This is a genomic window from Mycobacterium sp. 1164985.4 (assembly GCF_001668575.1).
Taxonomy (GTDB): Bacteria; Actinomycetota; Actinomycetes; order Mycobacteriales; family Mycobacteriaceae; genus Mycobacterium.
The window spans coordinates 43,734-59,172 of sequence record NZ_LZMD01000090.1 but is presented as its reverse complement, the minus strand read 5'-3'; the positions used below and the strand labels follow the sequence as shown (position 1 = coordinate 59,172).

The 15,439-nt window shown below is 66.1% G+C and carries 17 protein-coding genes, 1 tRNA gene and 1 pseudogene; 5 read left to right on the top strand and 14 right to left on the bottom strand.

Going from position 1 to position 15,439, the window contains the following annotated elements; all coding sequences use genetic code 11:
* The first annotated feature begins 161 nt into the window (after window positions 1-161).
* On the top strand, window positions 162-962 hold the full coding sequence (locus A5650_RS21040; RefSeq protein ID WP_067296169.1) for an SDR family oxidoreductase: 801 nt from the start codon (window positions 162-164) through the stop codon (window positions 960-962).
* A 183-nt stretch (window positions 963-1,145) separates the two neighbouring features.
* Here A5650_RS21040 and A5650_RS26530 read toward each other — a convergent pair.
* From A5650_RS26530 to A5650_RS21010, 6 genes and pseudogenes are all read right to left on the bottom strand, one after another.
* Window positions 1,146-1,622 (bottom strand): annotated as a pseudogene (locus tag A5650_RS26530) (DUF302 domain-containing protein); the annotation flags it as partial.
* A 171-nt stretch (window positions 1,623-1,793) separates the two neighbouring features.
* Window positions 1,794-1,866 (bottom strand) — tRNA-Ala (locus A5650_RS21030).
* A gap of 62 nt (window positions 1,867-1,928) precedes the next feature.
* Window positions 1,929-2,936 carry a divisome protein SepX/GlpR gene (gene sepX / locus A5650_RS21025; RefSeq protein ID WP_067296163.1) on the bottom strand — a complete coding sequence of 336 codons (1,008 nt, stop codon included), beginning with the start codon at window positions 2,934-2,936 and terminating at the stop codon, window positions 1,929-1,931.
* A 223-nt stretch (window positions 2,937-3,159) separates the two neighbouring features.
* Entirely contained in the window at window positions 3,160-3,813 is a 654-nt protein-coding gene (locus A5650_RS21020; protein ID WP_082950869.1) for a GNAT family N-acetyltransferase, read from the bottom strand.
* Between the two features lie 18 nt (window positions 3,814-3,831).
* Complete coding sequence (gene glp / locus A5650_RS21015; protein ID WP_067296160.1) at window positions 3,832-5,088, bottom strand: molybdotransferase-like divisome protein Glp; 1,257 nt, start codon at window positions 5,086-5,088, stop codon at window positions 3,832-3,834.
* A 26-nt stretch (window positions 5,089-5,114) separates the two neighbouring features.
* The gene (locus A5650_RS21010; RefSeq protein WP_067296157.1) at window positions 5,115-6,026 is read right to left on the bottom strand and encodes a UTP--glucose-1-phosphate uridylyltransferase; all 912 of its coding nucleotides are present in this window, start codon (window positions 6,024-6,026) and stop codon (window positions 5,115-5,117) included.
* 65 nt (window positions 6,027-6,091) lie between these two features.
* On the opposite strand from A5650_RS21010, the gene A5650_RS21005 reads away from it, so the two are divergent.
* The 4 genes from A5650_RS21005 (at window position 6,092) to mscL (ending at window position 8,368) form a co-directional block, all read left to right on the top strand.
* Window positions 6,092-6,688, top strand: a complete 597-nt coding sequence (locus A5650_RS21005) for a 5-formyltetrahydrofolate cyclo-ligase (RefSeq protein WP_067296154.1) — start codon at window positions 6,092-6,094, stop codon at window positions 6,686-6,688.
* A gap of 73 nt (window positions 6,689-6,761) precedes the next feature.
* Window positions 6,762-7,088, top strand: coding sequence for an FmdB family zinc ribbon protein (locus A5650_RS26525; RefSeq protein WP_082950868.1), 327 nt, complete (start codon window positions 6,762-6,764; stop codon window positions 7,086-7,088).
* Between the two features lie 69 nt (window positions 7,089-7,157).
* Window positions 7,158-7,808, top strand: a complete 651-nt coding sequence (locus tag A5650_RS20995) for an SAF domain-containing protein (protein WP_067296146.1) — start codon at window positions 7,158-7,160, stop codon at window positions 7,806-7,808.
* A gap of 101 nt (window positions 7,809-7,909) precedes the next feature.
* On the top strand, window positions 7,910-8,368 hold the full coding sequence (gene mscL, locus A5650_RS20990; RefSeq protein ID WP_067296143.1) for a large-conductance mechanosensitive channel protein MscL: 459 nt from the start codon (window positions 7,910-7,912) through the stop codon (window positions 8,366-8,368).
* A 61-nt stretch (window positions 8,369-8,429) separates the two neighbouring features.
* Here mscL and mspA (A5650_RS20985) read toward each other — a convergent pair whose 3' ends face one another.
* From mspA (A5650_RS20985) to rpmF, 8 genes are all read right to left on the bottom strand, one after another.
* Entirely contained in the window at window positions 8,430-9,074 is a 645-nt protein-coding gene (mspA, locus tag A5650_RS20985; RefSeq protein ID WP_067296141.1) for a porin MspA, read from the bottom strand.
* A 535-nt stretch (window positions 9,075-9,609) separates the two neighbouring features.
* On the bottom strand, window positions 9,610-10,254 hold the full coding sequence (gene mspA, locus A5650_RS20980; protein ID WP_067296139.1) for a porin MspA: 645 nt from the start codon (window positions 10,252-10,254) through the stop codon (window positions 9,610-9,612).
* 369 nt (window positions 10,255-10,623) lie between these two features.
* The gene (locus A5650_RS27190; RefSeq protein WP_197501935.1) at window positions 10,624-10,782 is read right to left on the bottom strand and encodes a hypothetical protein; all 159 of its coding nucleotides are present in this window, start codon (window positions 10,780-10,782) and stop codon (window positions 10,624-10,626) included.
* Window positions 10,783-10,833: 51 nt separating this feature from the next.
* Entirely contained in the window at window positions 10,834-11,373 is a 540-nt protein-coding gene (locus A5650_RS20975; RefSeq protein WP_197501940.1) for a MogA/MoaB family molybdenum cofactor biosynthesis protein, read from the bottom strand.
* A 23-nt stretch (window positions 11,374-11,396) separates the two neighbouring features.
* Entirely contained in the window at window positions 11,397-12,755 is a 1,359-nt protein-coding gene (locus A5650_RS20970; protein WP_067296134.1) for a S1C family serine protease, read from the bottom strand.
* Window positions 12,756-12,944: 189 nt separating this feature from the next.
* The gene (locus A5650_RS20965; RefSeq protein WP_067296130.1) at window positions 12,945-14,414 is read right to left on the bottom strand and encodes a HAMP domain-containing sensor histidine kinase; all 1,470 of its coding nucleotides are present in this window, start codon (window positions 14,412-14,414) and stop codon (window positions 12,945-12,947) included.
* The gene (locus tag A5650_RS20960) at window positions 14,414-15,100 is read right to left on the bottom strand and encodes a response regulator transcription factor (RefSeq protein WP_067087122.1); all 687 of its coding nucleotides are present in this window, start codon (window positions 15,098-15,100) and stop codon (window positions 14,414-14,416) included. Before A5650_RS20960 ends, A5650_RS20965 begins: the two co-directional genes overlap by 1 nt.
* An 84-nt stretch (window positions 15,101-15,184) precedes the next feature.
* A complete protein-coding gene (rpmF, locus tag A5650_RS20955; RefSeq protein WP_064350598.1) occupies window positions 15,185-15,358 on the bottom strand; it encodes a 50S ribosomal protein L32 in 174 nt (57 codons plus the stop codon).
* Window positions 15,359-15,439: the final 81 nt, after the last annotated feature.

Here is a 15,439-nt window from a genome sequence, read left to right as displayed (position 1 = left end):
GAACATGAAGGCCGATTACGTCAAGGCGTTCTGAAATGTGGTGAATTGGGAGGACGGGCAGAACCGGTTCGCCGCGGCCACCAGCAAGGCCTCCGGCCTCATCTTCTAGTCTCAATCGAGGCGGCCGTGCGCCGCGGAGACGACGATGGAGGTGCTTGCCAATGAGTGACGGCCAGTTCAGTACGCACACAGAACTTTTCGACCTCACCGGCAAACGCGCCCTCGTCACCGGCGGCACAAGCGGCATCGGAGTGATGATGAGCCGCGGGCTGCTGCAGGCGGGAGCCAGCGTGGTGATCAGCTCGCGCAAGGCCGACGCGTGCGAGCGCGCACAAGCCGAGTTGTCTCAGTTCGGGCAGGTCCGGGCCATACCCGCCGACCTCTCGCGTCACGACGAATGCATACGGCTGGCCGAAGAGGTGACCGGCGGCGGCGAGCCGTTGCACATCCTGGTCAACAACGCGGGCGCCACGTGGGGTGAGCCGCTGGAGAGCTTCCCCGACTCCGCGTGGGACAAGATCCTCAACGTCAACGTCAAGTCGCCGTTCTGGCTCGCTCAGGCACTGCTGCCGGCACTTCGCGCCGCCGGAACCGCCGACGATCCGGCCCGGGTCATCAACCTCGGCAGCGTCGACGGCATCCGGGTTCCCGAGCTGCCGACGTACTCCTACAGCAGCAGCAAGGCAGCGGTCCACCATCTCACCCGTGTGCTCGCCCGCGAACTGGGCCCGCAGCACATCACCGTCAACGCCGTTGCGCCAGGCGCATTTCCATCGAAGATGATGGCCGCGACTCTCGATGCGTTCGGCGATGAGATCGCCGCGTCCGCGCCGCTGCGCCGCATCGGCCGCGACGACGACATGGCCGGCATCGCGGTATATCTCGCCAGCCGGGCGGGCGCCTTCCTCACCGGAGCGGTCATCCCCGTCGACGGCGGGCTCGCCACGACTGCGAGTAAGTAGGCGACGGGCAGCGAGGCAGAGCTGTCTGCTCAACAAAGAGGTTGACCCCGCTGACCGCCTCGCAGGCGGCACCGGCGCAACCCTCACCGATCGCCACCCACTGCGGCGAACTGTGCCCCACTTCATGACGCGGTAAACAGGGCGGGATCCCACGACGCTACGCGGCGACCGAAACTCCGGTGATTTTGAGGCGAACACGGCCAGTTTGGCGTCCAGCTGTGTCGCCGCCCGTCGGAGCGGCTCGTTGGGTTCGAGGAGCATGAGCGAGGACGGCACCACATAGGTGAGCGCGCTGCGGTTGTCGGCTTCATCGGTCAGCACCAGCTCAACCGGCGCGAAGAGCCCGGCGGACGCATCGTGGCGCAGCATCGTGATCGCGATCAATGGGTTGCCGATCACCAGGCGGAGCACTTCCCTGTGGACGCCCGCCTTGGCGAGCCACCCGCCGTGATCCCATCGTGCGAACAGCATGAAACCGGTGGCACCCTCGTGAGATTCGACTTCCCGTGCGAGGTCGAATCTCACCGTGAGTTCCGGCGGAGGGATCTCCTCCATCGGCACCGGTTCATCACCGACCTCGCCGAGCGCCGCCGCGACGAGTTCGTCGAAACTCTTTGCGCTGTCGAACCGCAGGCGAACCCCCGTCGAACCACTTCGCACGCGGCTGGATGGCGGCGCTGAGCACCGGGTCAGGTTGGCCGGCAGAGGCTTCCCATCACTCATGACGTCCGCGTTTCACCGATTGCCAGACGCAAGTGCGAGAGGCCTCGAATATCCCTGAGTAGTGTCGACTGAACTCAGACTACGGCTCACAGGCCTGGTCAAACTCTGTGGAGCTAAGGGGAATCGAACCCCTGACCTACTCGATGCGAACGAGTCGCGCTACCAACTGCGCCATAGCCCCTGATACCGGTAGCAGGCTACCAGCCACCGGACGGCCGCCGAAAATCGACGGCGCTCCTCGGTCTACTGGCCCGCAGCCCGCGGCAGGTCGAAGTGCCGCGCGAACGGGGCGTAGTCCAAATGCTCGAAGATCGGATCCTCGTCGTCGATCTCTAGCACCACTGAACCGGGGCGCCGCAGCCGGGCCGGCACCACGTCGAATTCGCGGTCGTCGGTGTTCTCCACACCCAGCCGCGAGCGGGCGATGCGCTGCGCACGCCTGCGACGCAGCCGCTCCTCGATCCGGGTCTGACGCCGCAGATAACCGAGGTACAGGACGGTGAAGCCGCCGACCGCGCCACACAGCCACCACAGCGTCGGGCTCAGCGTGAACACCGCAGCCGCCGACGCCACCAGCAGCACACCCAGCGCCGTCAGCATCCGCTTACGGAACCGGTACTTACGTTCGCTCACCGCGGCCGAGGTCTTCGACTCGTAGCGCCGGCGGCGCGCTTCGGACAGTGAGTCGGCCATCCGCAGGTCCGCTTCCGACGGCGCCTCGAGCCCCGACGAATCGTCAACGGTCTCGTACTCGTCGTCTTCGGGTTCGACGGCCTGTTCCTCGGCGACGGTCTCATCGTCGGCGTGGTCATCGGTTTCGTCTGCCGCCTCGTCGAACTGCAGTGTGAGTTCTTCCTTTTCGGCTTCCTGCCGATCCGAATCGCCCACGGGAAGTGCGCCCGAGTCCTCGTCGATGATGTCCACGTCGAGGTAGTCCGGCTCCACTTTCTCCTGGACGCCGACCGCGGCTGCGCGCACGACCGCGCGGCCCACGGGCTCCGGTTCCGATTCGATCTCGTCGTCGAGGTCGTCTTCCGAGGGCCGCCAGTCCGGATCGCTGGCGTGGCCGGCGGCGGGGCCGCGTCGTTTCAGCAGTCGGGCGTTGCGGCCGCTGTTGAGCACACGCGTCGCCAGCGCTACGTCACTGGTCCGGCGCACGGTGTCGCGCTTGCTGATCAGCATCGGCACGAGCACGAAGAGCCAGAGGACGACGAGGGATATCCACAGAAGGGACTGGGGGATGCTTGGCATGTCGCCTGCTCCTTTCCCCTAAAGGCTAGGTCTGTGACCTGCGCATCCGTGGGCGGCGCGCCGAGACAATTACACACCTGTAATTCGCGGGAGACAAGCACCAACAGTCACAAATGTCACTTTCGTAACAGCTGGCGTGTACCGAGCACCGCGTAATCAACACCAGGGTCGCGATCGTGCTAACACGCACAGTTATGTCGTACGTCTCGCGAGCGCGGGTCAACTACGCCCACCGGGCGCGTCCCTGCCGCACCAGCGCACCGACCGCCGATCCGGTGAGCTCTTCGATCGTGATGGCCACCAGTAAATGGTCGCGCCAGGCGCCATCGACGTTGAGATACCGTCGCAGCAACCCTTCCTCGCGAAAGCCGACCTTCTCTAAAACTGCACGGCTGGCAGCGTTTTCCGGGCGCACGGTCGCTTCGACGCGATGCAGTCTGACCGGACCGAAAGAATGGTCGACGCCCAGGGCCAATGCGGCGGTAGCAACGCCGCCACCGTTGACTGCCTTCGCTACCCAGTACCCGATCCACGCGGAGCGTAAGGCCCCGTGCGTGACATTGCCGATCGTGAGCTGTCCGCAGAACTGGCCGTCCAACTCGATCGCGAAAGGCAGCATTCGACCGTTGCGGGCCTCGGATCGCAGCCCCGAACACACCGACGGCCACGACGTGACGGCGTGCCGAGCCTCCCAATCCACCGTGGCAGCCGGTTCCCATGGCTCAAGGTGGGCGCGGTCGGCCAGTCGGATGCGGCTCCACTTCCCACCATCTCGTAACCGGACAGGACGCAACCGCACCACGCCGGCAGCCACGCGCAGGGGCCCAGCGGTCATCCGCCAACCCGGATGCGCCGCACTCAACCGCAACAGACTCATATCGACACGCGCGCGGATTCAGCCGCGTTGGGCCAGGAATGCGACGTCGACGATCTCGCCGGTGCGGACCTGTTCGGCCTCGGAGGGGACGACCACCAGACAGTTCGCTTCGGCCAGCGTGGCCAGCAGATGCGACGCGCCGGGCGCTCCGCCGAGCGCCTGAACGAGGTACTCACCGGTGTCCTGATCGCGCATGAGCTGGCCCCGCAGATATCCCGTCCGTCCCGCAACCGACTCAATCGGCGACAGTGCGCGGGCCTGCACGATCCGCCGGTGCGCCTGGCGCTTACCGAGTGACAGCCGAATCAGTGGACGCACCATCACCTCGAACACCACAAGCGCGCTGACCGGATTGGCGGGCAACAGGAACACCGGCACACCGTCGCGGCCGAGCTGACCGAATCCCTGCACCGACCCCGGGTGCATGGCGATGCGGGTCACCTCCATTTCCCCCAGCTCGGAGAGCACCGAGCGAACGCCCTCTGCCGCCGCGCCGCCGACCGCACCGGCGATGACGACGACCTCGGCGCGATTGAGCTGACCCTCGACCACTTCGCGAAGCCGCTTCGGGTCGGTGTCGACAATGCCGACCCGGTTCACCTCGGCGCCCGCGTCACGTCCCGCGGCGGCCAGCGCGTAGGAGTTCACGTCGTAGACCTGCCCGTTGCCGGGCGTGCGGGAGATGTCGACAAGCTCACCACCGACGCACAAGACCGACAGCCGCGGCCGCGGATGCACCAGCACCCGTTCCCTGCCGACCGCGGCCAGCAGGCCGACCTGTGCCGGACCGATGATCGTGCCCGCCCGGACCGCGACATCGCCGGGCTGGACGTCGTCGCCCGTGCGTCGTACGTACGCACCCGACCGGACGCCGCGCAACACCTTCACCCGCGCATCGCCGCCATCGGTCCAGCGCAGCGGGAGCACCGCGTCGGCAAGCGTCGGCATCGGAGCCCCGGTCTGCACCCGCGCGGCCTGCCGCGGCTGCAATCGGCTGGGGGTCCGGGCGCCGGCTTCGATCACGCCCATCACCGGAAGGCTCACCTCGCCGTCGGACGCCTCTTCTCCGTCACCGCTGTCGCCTATGCCGAGCACGTCCACGCTGCGCACCGCGTATCCGTCGATCGCGGCTTGATCGAATCCGGGCAGCGGACGCTCAGTGACAACCTCCTCGGCGCACATCAGCCCCTGCGCTTCGGCAATCGCCACCCGAACCGGGCGCGGCGCAACCGCCGCAGCCGCAACTCGTGCCTGCTGTTCCTCGACCGAACGCACTGCACCCCTATCTATGCGTCGGGGCTCTAGCAGTCGACCAGCCCCAATCGCTCCACCAACCACCGCCGGAGTTCCGGCCCGTAGTCATCGCGCTTCAACGCAAAGTCAACCGCAGCCTTGAGGTAGCCTCCAGGATTTCCGAGGTCGTGTCGAGAGCCGCGGTGCACGACGACATGGACGGGATGTCCTTCATTGATGAGCAGCGCGACGGCGTCCGTCAACTGGATCTCGCCGCCGGCGCCGCGCGGAACCCGCCGCAGCGCATCGAAGATCGCCCGGTCGAGGACGTACCGGCCGGCCGCGGCGTACGGCGACGGCGCGTTCTCGGGCTTCGGCTTCTCATACATACCCTTCACGCGCATGACGTTCGGGTTGTTGGTATCGGAGACGGGTTCGACATCGAAGACGCCATAGGCGCTGATCTCCTCGCGCGGCACCTCGATCGCACACAGCACCGAACCGCCGCGTTTGGCGCGCACCTTCGACATGGTCTCCAGCACGCCGGTCGGCAGCACAAGATCGTCGGGCAGCAGCACCGCGATCGCGTCCTCCTCCGGTCCCAACTTCGGTTCCACGCAGCTGACCGCGTGGCCGAGGCCGAGCGGCTCGGCCTGGACCACGGACTCGACCTGGATGAGTGCCGGTGCGCGCCGAACCTTTTCCAGCATCGATTTCTTGCCGCGGGCTTCCAGGGTGCCTTCCAGCACGAGGTCCTCGACGAAGTGGGCGACGACGCCGTCTTTGCCCTCGGACGTGATGATGATCAGGCGTTCCGCGCCGGCCTCGGCCGCTTCCGCGGCGACGAGCTCGATACCGGGTGTGTCGACGACCGGCAGGAGCTCCTTGGGGACCGTCTTGGTGGCAGGCAGGAAACGCGTGCCCAGGCCCGCTGCAGGCACCACCGCCGTGTGAGGGATAGAGACCAAAGGCCGTGTCATCGTTCACACACTAACGTCCAAGGGCAGGTTGAACATGGCGAGGTCGGGCGTGTTGAGGAGATGACGTGAGCGCGGCGAAGGCGAAGCTACGGGCGGCAATTCTGGCGGCCCGCCGGGCTGTCCCCGCGCATGAGCATGACGCCGACGCGCACGCGTTGATCGGCCACGCGACGACGCTCATCTCGGCCGGAGAAACCGTCTGCGCGTATGTGCCCGTCGGCTCCGAGCCCGGCTCGCTCGCGCTGATCGACTCGCTTCACCGTCGGGGTGTGCGGGTGCTGCTTCCGGTGGCCAGGCACGACACCGCGGGTGTGCCGCAACCGCTGCAGTGGGGCGAGTACATGCCCGGGCAGTTGGTGGAGGGACGCTTCGGGCTTCGTGAGCCGAAGGGCCCGTGGCTGGCGCCCGAGAGTGTCGCGCGCGCCCCCACGCTCTTGATTCCGGCCCTCGCCGTCGATCGGAGCGGTGTGCGACTGGGACGAGGTGCCGGGTTCTACGACCGGTCGCTGCGGCGGGTGTCGCGGTCGGCGCGGCTCATTGCGGTGGTTCGCGATGCCGAACTCGTGGACCGGCTGCCCGCTCAACCACACGATGTGTCGATGACCCATGCGCTGACGCCGCAACGCGGCTTGGTGGTCCTCGATGCGGCGGACCGGGAATGACGCACGCCACGTAGCGGTTCTAGCACTTGAGCCGGTAGAGTGCTAACAGATCTGACCATCAGGGAGGGGTCCCGTGCCTACGTATTCCTATGCGTGCACCGAGTGCGGCGATAAGTTCGACGCCATCCAGGCGTTCAGCGACGCGTCGCTGACCACCTGCAAGAAGTGCAACGGCCGCCTGCGCAAGCTGTTCGGCAACGTGGGCGTGGTGTTCAAGGGCAGCGGCTTCTACCGCACCGACAGCCGCGAAGCCGGCAAGAGCTCGTCGAACGGTTCCAGCAACGGCTCGAGCGCCTCGTCCGAGAAGTCGACCTCCTCCGAGAAGTCGAGCGGCAGCGGGTCGAGCGACTCCGGTTCGATCTCGTCGAGCTCGACCGCGCCGGCCGCGGCTTCGAGCTGACCTCCGCGGTTATCCACAGGCGGGCGAGTAACTCGCCCATCGCCGCAGTGCGCTGCCTAATTTGGCCGCATGGGGGACTCACTCAATCCGTCACTGTTTCATCGGTTCACCGGGATCTTGCGACCGGACTGGACACGCACCGTCCTGGCCCGTCGAATCGCTGCGGGCGGCCTGGTAATTCTCGCCGCCGTCGCGGCCGTGCGCTCGGACCCTGATGACGCACGCGTCGATGCCATTGTCGCCGCCCGGGACCTGAGGCCGGGAAGCCAGTTGGGCGTCAACGACGTTCGTGTTGAAAAACTCAGTGCCGCAACGCTTGCCGACGGCATCCAATCCGACCTCGCGTCGGTCGTCGGTGCCACGCTGACCGGTCCCGTCCGCCGTGGCGAAGCAATCACCGATGTCCGCCTGTTGACGCCCAGACTCGCCGAAGCGGCTGCGGGGCCGACGGCTCGCATCGTTCCACTGTCACTCGACGAGACGGCGGTGCTCGACCTGATCCGGCCGGGCGACGTGGTCGATGTGCTAGCGGCCAGCGGAGAATCCGACAGCCGCCCGCGAGTTGTGGCGACAGACGGGATCGTCGTGCTGGTATCCGAAAAGTCCTCGGGGACGGGCGCCGGCGCGGATCGAGTGGTTCTGGTGGCGCTGCCCGCTCATGCTGCCAACGAGGTGGCGGCCGCGACGCTCATGCAGACAGTGACGCTCACCCTGCATTGATACAGGGCTTTCCGCTCGCGCATTCCGCCCCTGTTCGGTGGCGACGCAGCTAACGTCGATGACTGTCGACCGCACACCACGGCAGGGAGGATTCGAGACACATGTTGAAGGGCTTCAAAGATTTTCTTGCCCGAGGCAACATCGTCGACCTATCGGTCGCGGTGGTGATCGGCACGGCGTTCACCGGGCTGGTCACGAAGTTCACCGAGAGCATCATCCAACCGCTGATCAACCGTGTCGGCGCCGGAAAAGACTCCGACTACGGCATTTTGCGCATCGGCATCGGCGGGGGCGAGACGATCGATCTCAACGTGCTGCTTTCGGCGGCGATCAACTTCATATTGGTTGCGGCCGTGGTGTATTTCCTCGTCGTCCTGCCGTACAACCGACTCCGCAAGAAGGGGGAGGTCGAGCAGGCTCAGGACACCGAGCTGACCCTGCTCACCGAGATCCGCAACATTCTCGCAGAGACCAACGGATCGTCGGGCGCTCACAGCGCGGGTCCCGGCACCGGTCCCGACCCCGATACCGCCAAGACGACCAGCGCCGACAAGTCCTGATGGAAACGGAACAGCCCCCGGAGGTTTCCGGGGGCTGTTCTGCGGCTCGGGAGAGCGTTCGTCAGTTCATGTTCCACGGTTCGCCATAGGTGGTGACGCTGTCACCGGCCGAGGAGATCAGCCGAGCGAACGGGCGCAACAACACGCCACCGGCAGCACCGGTCACCGTGCCGTGCGCATTCGACACCGCCACACCGCCATTGGCGCCGGCCACATCCACCGAGAACGTCGCGACCTCCTGGATACCCGGACCATTGCCGAGATCAGCGCTGATCGACACACCCGGGAACAGGTTCGGGGTGGTCAAGAAGCCCGCCGACGGGTCGAGGTTCGGCGGCGCCTGGTCGAACAGGATGTTGGGGGTGGTGTAGCTAAAGTTGATGCCCACACCCAGCGACCACGGAAAGCCGATCTGATAACCCAACTCCAAGGTGCCCTCGAACTCATCAGCACCCGGGCCGGCCACGATGTACTTCGCCCGACCACTGTGGAACCACTCACGGGTCAGCCGGTTGCGGTCAAGGGGAAACACACCATTGAGGAACGTGTCCCACTGCTGAATGGTCAACGTCCGATCCTTGCCGTCGACCAGGCTCAGCTCGTTGTCCAGCCCTGCGTGAGACGTGCCCGCGCCCACGAACACCGACGCGACGGCCCCAGCTATCGCCAAAATCAGTGCCATCAGCACCCGACTGAAACTCTTCATGTTCTCCCTAGCTAGTCGATGCGGGCCCCCTATGGACCCGCAACTGGTGTCAGCCGTAGCTGGCGCTAGCGCCGCACGACGCATGAGTCGCATTTGAGCAAATGAGAGACTTCACATGCTGCTCTAATGTTTCGCTCATCCGTTGACACGAGGAACATAACGGCGCTGACGGAAACCGGCAACGCGAACGGACGCGCGCGAGTCGGCGACGCGTCAACGGACCACCGCGGTCCAGTTCTGCTCACGCCGCGAATAACGCTTGCACGAGACGGATTTCGGAACTGTATCGCGGGTAGTGTGGGGTTCCGAACACGCACTTTCGGCGGCTACGCCCTACAAGACCGTGTGCTGGGGCACACCGAAGCGCAACGTGCGGTGAGGTCACAGTTTCGACCCTGTTACACGTTGTGATCAAGATCACCAGCAAAGTCCTGGCGCCGTTTACCTAGACGCAACCTCATGTTCCACAGACGGCCAGATACAAGACAGCCCCCGGAGGTTTCCGGGGGCTGCTCGTTGCTCGGAAGAGCGTTTGTCAGTTCATGTTCCACGGTTCGCCGTAGGTGGTGACGCTGTCACCGGCCGAGGAGATCAGCCGAGCGAACGGGCGCAACAACACGCCACCGGCAGCACCGGTCACCGTGCCGTGCGCATTCGACACCGCCACACCGCCATTAGCGCCGGCCACATCCACCGAGAACGTCGCGACCTCCTGGATACCCGGACCATTGCCGAGATCAGCGCTGATCGACACACCCGGGAAGAAGTTCGGGGTGGTCAAGAAGCCCGCGGCCGGATTGAGGTTCGGCGGCGCCTGGTCGAACAGGACGTTGGGGGTGGTGTAGCTGAAGTTGATGCCCACACCCAACGACCACGGAAAGCCGATCTGATAACCCAGCTCCAAGGTGCCCTCGAACTCATCAGCACCCGGGCCGGCCACGATGTACTTCGCCCGACCACTGTGGAACCACTCACGGGTCAGCCGGTTGCGGTCAAGAGGAAACACACCATTGAGGAACGTGTCCCACTGCTGAATGGTCAACGTCCGATCCTTGCCGTCAACCAGGCTCAACTCATTGTCCAGCCCTGCGTGAGAGGTGCCCGTGCCCACAAACAACGACGCGACGGCTCCAGCTACCGCCAGAACCAGCGCCATCGGCACCCGACTGAAACCCTTCATCTTCTCCCTAGCTGTGTCGGCGGTCAGCCCTCGGCTCACCGTGCTCTGTAGTTGGCGCCTGGCGCGTCTAGCCGCAGAGGCACGAGTCCCTGCGACGTAGATGAGAGACCTCACATGTCGCTGTTACGTGGTGTTCATCGTTCGTGACACGAGGAACATAACGGTCGGGCAAGAACCCGGCAACGCGAGATCGTCGATCGCCCGCCGGGCGTTACCCGACCTGCTGGTTTGTTGGGCGCGTAGCCCGGGTACCCGGCGACGCCCCGCGATCGGCTCGTTACCTGACCGGTTCGATCCGGTGCATCGGGTGGCAGCTGCGCGGATGTGAGGCATGACCGGCCGTCACCGATGCGGCATGAGGTCGGGCGGTCAATTGTGATGTGGCGGACGGTTTTCGCGCATCCAACGATCGCGGTCAGCGTCATCATCTGGGTCGGGGGCGCCACGTTCGTCGGCCGGAATCTGTGGGAACGCCTCGCCGAACACGTCGTCGATGGAATCCCGGTTGCGCTTCGGCCTATCACTCATGAGCCAGCTCCATTGTGATTAAGATCACATATTGACCATAGCGACAATGTGTTAGATGTCGACCAGCTGCCCGATGATCTGAACCGCGAGGGGGTTCAGGGTCGCCATACCGTCGCGCACCGCTGCGCGCGAACCGGCGAGATTGACGACGAGCGTGCTGCCCGAAATGCCGGCCAGGCCACGAGAGACGCCGGCGTCGATGATGCCGGCGGACAGCCCGGAGGCACGCAGCGCCTCGGAGATGCCGAGCAGCTCGCGGTCGAGGATGTCCCGCGTCGCCTCTGGCGTGACATCGCGGGGCGTGACGCCCGTGCCGCCGACCGACACCACGAGGTCCACACCGCCGATCACCGCGGTGTTCAGGGCGTTGCGGATCTCGACCTCGTCGGACGACACGACGACAACCCCGTCGACGACGAAGCCCGCCTCACCGAGCAACTCGGTGACCAACGGACCACTGTGGTCCTCCTCGTCGCCATGTGCGGTGCGGTCATCGACCACGACGACAAGAGCCCGGCCCACCAACTCCCCTGGCTGTTCCATGACTGCAACCGTATATGCGGGCCGGGACGGCGGCGCGGCCACTCTCAGGGTGGTCACATCGGTCGGCGTGCTCACTGCTGAGCCTTACCCAGCGTGACCTGGACGGTCTTGGGCTTGCCCGACGGATCCAGATACGACAGCGTGACCTTCTCTCCTGGCGCCCTGGACCGAATGGCGGCGACCAGCGCGTCGGCGCTGCTGATCACTCGGTCGTCGACCTTGGTGACCACGACACCGCTCGGCAGACCCGCCGCGGCGGCGGCGCCACCGTCGGTGACCTCCACGATCCGGGCGCCGTCGATCGATGCATCGTTGCCCACCTGCACACCCAGCGAGGCGTGCGCAGCGGTGCCGTTCTTGATCAGCTCATCGGCGATCCGCTTGGCCTGATCCACCGGAATGGCGAAGCCGAGGCCGATAGAACCGCTCTGCGCCTGAGGTCCGGCGTCCGCACCCAACGTGGCGATCGCGGAGTTGATGCCGATCAGCTCCCCGTTCATGTTCACCAGCGCGCCTCCGGAGTTGCCCGGGTTGATCGCGGCGTCGGTCTGGATCGCATCGAGAACGGTGTTCTGATTCCGCGCGTCACCGCTGGCGGCGACGGGCCGGTTCAGCGCACTGATGATTCCTGTCGTCACCGTGCCCTCCAGCCCGAGCGGCGAGCCGACGGCAACGACGTCCTGGCCCACCTGCAGGTTGGCCGAGGAGCCGACGGTGATGGGGGTCAGGTCGGACACGCCCTGTGCCTTCACGACGGCGATATCGCTGCTCGGATCGGTCCCGACGACGGTGAACGGGGCGGTGTGCCCGTTGGCGAACGTGACCTTGGTCTGCGCGCGGGCGACGGGGGCGTCCGGGCTGGACGGGCCGTCTGAAGCGGCCGACACCACGTGGTTGTTGGTCAGGATCAACCCGTCGGAGGTCAGAATGACGCCCGAACCTTCCTCGGATGCGCGCCCCATGTCGGTCTCGAGCTTGACGACGCTGGGTACCACCTTGGCCGCGACCTGTTCGACGGAGCCCACCGGCAGGCTCGCAGCGGGCATGCTGGGTGCCGCGCCGTTGGTAGAAGACGACGCCGACGGCGAATCCGGCTGTGCCAGCAGGACGACACCGCCGCCGATGCCGGCCGAGACGACCGCCACGGCAAGGGCGCCGGCCGTCAACACCCCTGCGCGCGAACGCTTTTGCGGTGGTTGGCCGGCCAGCGGCTGGGGCGCCCCGCGGTAGGGGTCGTAGGGCGCGCGGAACTGCTGCTGCGTCTGATGCTGCTGGGTCGCGTAACGCCAGTCGTACGGCTGTTGCTGCTGTTGGTACGGGCCGGGGCGCTGAGCGCCACCAGGGTAGCCGGACACCCCGTGGTCAGGGCCGATCGGTCGGCGGCCGTACGGCGGCGGGGGCGGCGGCGAATACCTCGGGTGGTTCGTCATGTCGCTCGGGCTCTTCTTCCTGCTCTTTTGGTTCTGTTGTTTTCCGACATCTGCACAACGTTGGACGCTTGCTCAACAGTGCCCCGTCGGGCTGAGAATCCACTTAGAGAACGTTCGGGACATACCCAAACTTCGTTCCCACCGTTCCCGCCGATGTCAATCATCGTTGACGTCGACCGTGCGCGGGAGTTACTCGGCCGGGGCGTGTCGGGGCGCGACCCAGTCGGGAGCGTGCTGAAGCGGTGGCCGCCCCGGCAGTACGACGTGCATCGACGTGCCGGGAGGCTGCCCGCCCGGCACGGTGTCCTCGATCCGCAGAGAACCGCCGTGCTTGAGCACGACCTGCTTCACGATCGCCAATCCGAGCCCGGAGCCGGACATCGACCGTGCGGTCGTCGACCGGTAAAACCGCTCGAACACGAGCGGACGTTCATGGGGCGGGATTCCCGGGCCGTAGTCGGAGACCACCAGCTCGGCGTTCAACGCGTCGATCTGGGTCAGCCGCACGGTCACCAGTCCGCCGGGGGGACTCCACTTGGCGGCATTGTCGAGCAGGTTGAGCACGGCGCGACCCAAGCCGGCTTCGTCGCCGTAGACCAACCACGGGGTCGTCGTGGCCTCGAACACAATGTCGTTGCGGCGGCGGCGAACCCGTTCCAGCGAGCGGTCCACGATCTCGGCGACGTCAACCGACTCGTGAACGGTGACTCCAGCGTCGTCGCGGGTCAGGTCGACGAGATCACCGACGAGGGTCGACAGTTCCTCGATCTGCGCGATCACGTCAGCACGCAGTTCGGCCATCTCCTCCTCCGGCAGCCGCGGCGCACCGGGCGCCATCGACGCCATCAGCAGTTCGACGTTCGTGCGTAACGACGTCAGCGGTGTGCGCAGTTCATGGCCGGCATCGGTGACGAGTCTGGCCTGCCGTTCCCGAGACTCTGCCAATGCGCGCAGCATCATGTTGAAAGCTTCTGTGAGACGGGCGAGTTCGTCGCTGCCGTACACCGGGATCGGCCGCAGATCGTCGGTACGCGCCACACGCTCGGCGGCCTGAGTCAGCCGCGCCACCGGGCGTAGGCCCGCCCGCGCGACCGCCCCACCCGCGATCGCGGCCACCGCCACACCGATTCCACCGACGATGATCAACACCGTGCTCAGTCGTCGGAGCAGCTGCGTGGTGGGCGCCATGCTCTTGGAGATCAGTAGGGAGCTGTCGTTGGACAAGTGCATCGCGAGCACCCGCTGATGATCGGCGGTGCGCAGCGACATGATCAGATCGCCTCGCAGCACCGCCTTTTCGGGGTCACCCAGCGGGAGGGTCTGCCCCTGCTGATTAGCCGTGAAGATGGCCCGGCCCGGGATCACGAGCATCGCGTTGACGTCGGAGTACGCGGTGCCCTCGATGGCCTTACTCGGATCGGCTTGCAGCGAACCGCTTTCCATGAGCAGCCGGGCCCGGTTGCGCAGCTGGTTGTCGACGTCGTCGTACAACGCCCGGGACACCACGGCCCACACCGCCACCGCCATCAGGACCACGACCATCGCCACCATGGACATCGCCAGCAGCATCACGCGCCACCGCAGCGACACCGAACTGGTTCTCGACGGCGGGCGAGGCGATTCGGGCTGGGGCGCGGCCCCGTAACTCGGCGCAGACATCAGGGAGGCGTTTCGCGAAGTACATAACCCACCCCGCGCACGGTGTGGATCAGTCGCGGCTCTCCTTCGGCTTCGGTCTTGCGGCGCAGGTAACCGACGTACACCTCGAGGGCGTTGCCGGACGTCGGGAAATCGAATCCCCACACCTCTTCGAGGATGCGGCTGCGGGTCAGCACCCGGCGCGGATTGGCGATGAGCATCTCGAGCAGCGCAAACTCGGTGCGGGTGAGGCTGATCTGGCGCTGGCCCCTGGTCACCTCGCGAGTGACCGGGTCCAGTGTCAGATCGGAGAAGGTCATCGCAGCCGACTCGGCACCGTTGTCGGGACCCGTACGCCGCAGCAGCGCCCGCATCCGGGCCAGCAGTTCTTCGAGCGCGAACGGCTTCGGCAGATAGTCGTCGGCGCCGGCATCGAGGCCTGCCACCCGCTCGGAGACCGAGTCACGCGCCGTCAGCACAAGGATCGGCAGGTCGTCGCCGGTGCTGCGAAGCTGACGGCACACCTCGAGACCGTCCAGCCGCGGCATCATCACATCCAGGACCAGGGCGTCGGGGCGATCGCTGGCGATGCGATCCAATGCTTCGAGGCCGTCCCCGGCGAGTTCTACGGAGTAACCATTGAAGGAAAGCGAACGGCGCAGCGACTCGCGCACCGCACGATCGTCATCGACGACAAGTATGCGCACAGCCACAGTGTCAACCCCCTATCTGAGAGTGACCTGAGAGGCGCGCCGGTGCCGCTGGGGTCGTCGGCGACATCCGGTCCGGTGTTAGCGGCGGTCCAGGTCGATCAGACCGAGGCGAGCGGCCTTGAGCAGCCGGCGCGGCACCTTGTGCTGCTGACCGGCGACGTTGACGCCCACGAGCTCGGTGCGCTTGGCCTTCCACTGCGCGCGCCGGCTACGGGTGTTCGCGCGCGACATCCTGCGCTTGGGCACAGCCATGGTCGAGATCTCCTCTTGAGGGGTAAGTCTGGCGCCGCGCACACGGTCAGGCGACGGCAAGTGTTCTTCAGGATAGCCAAC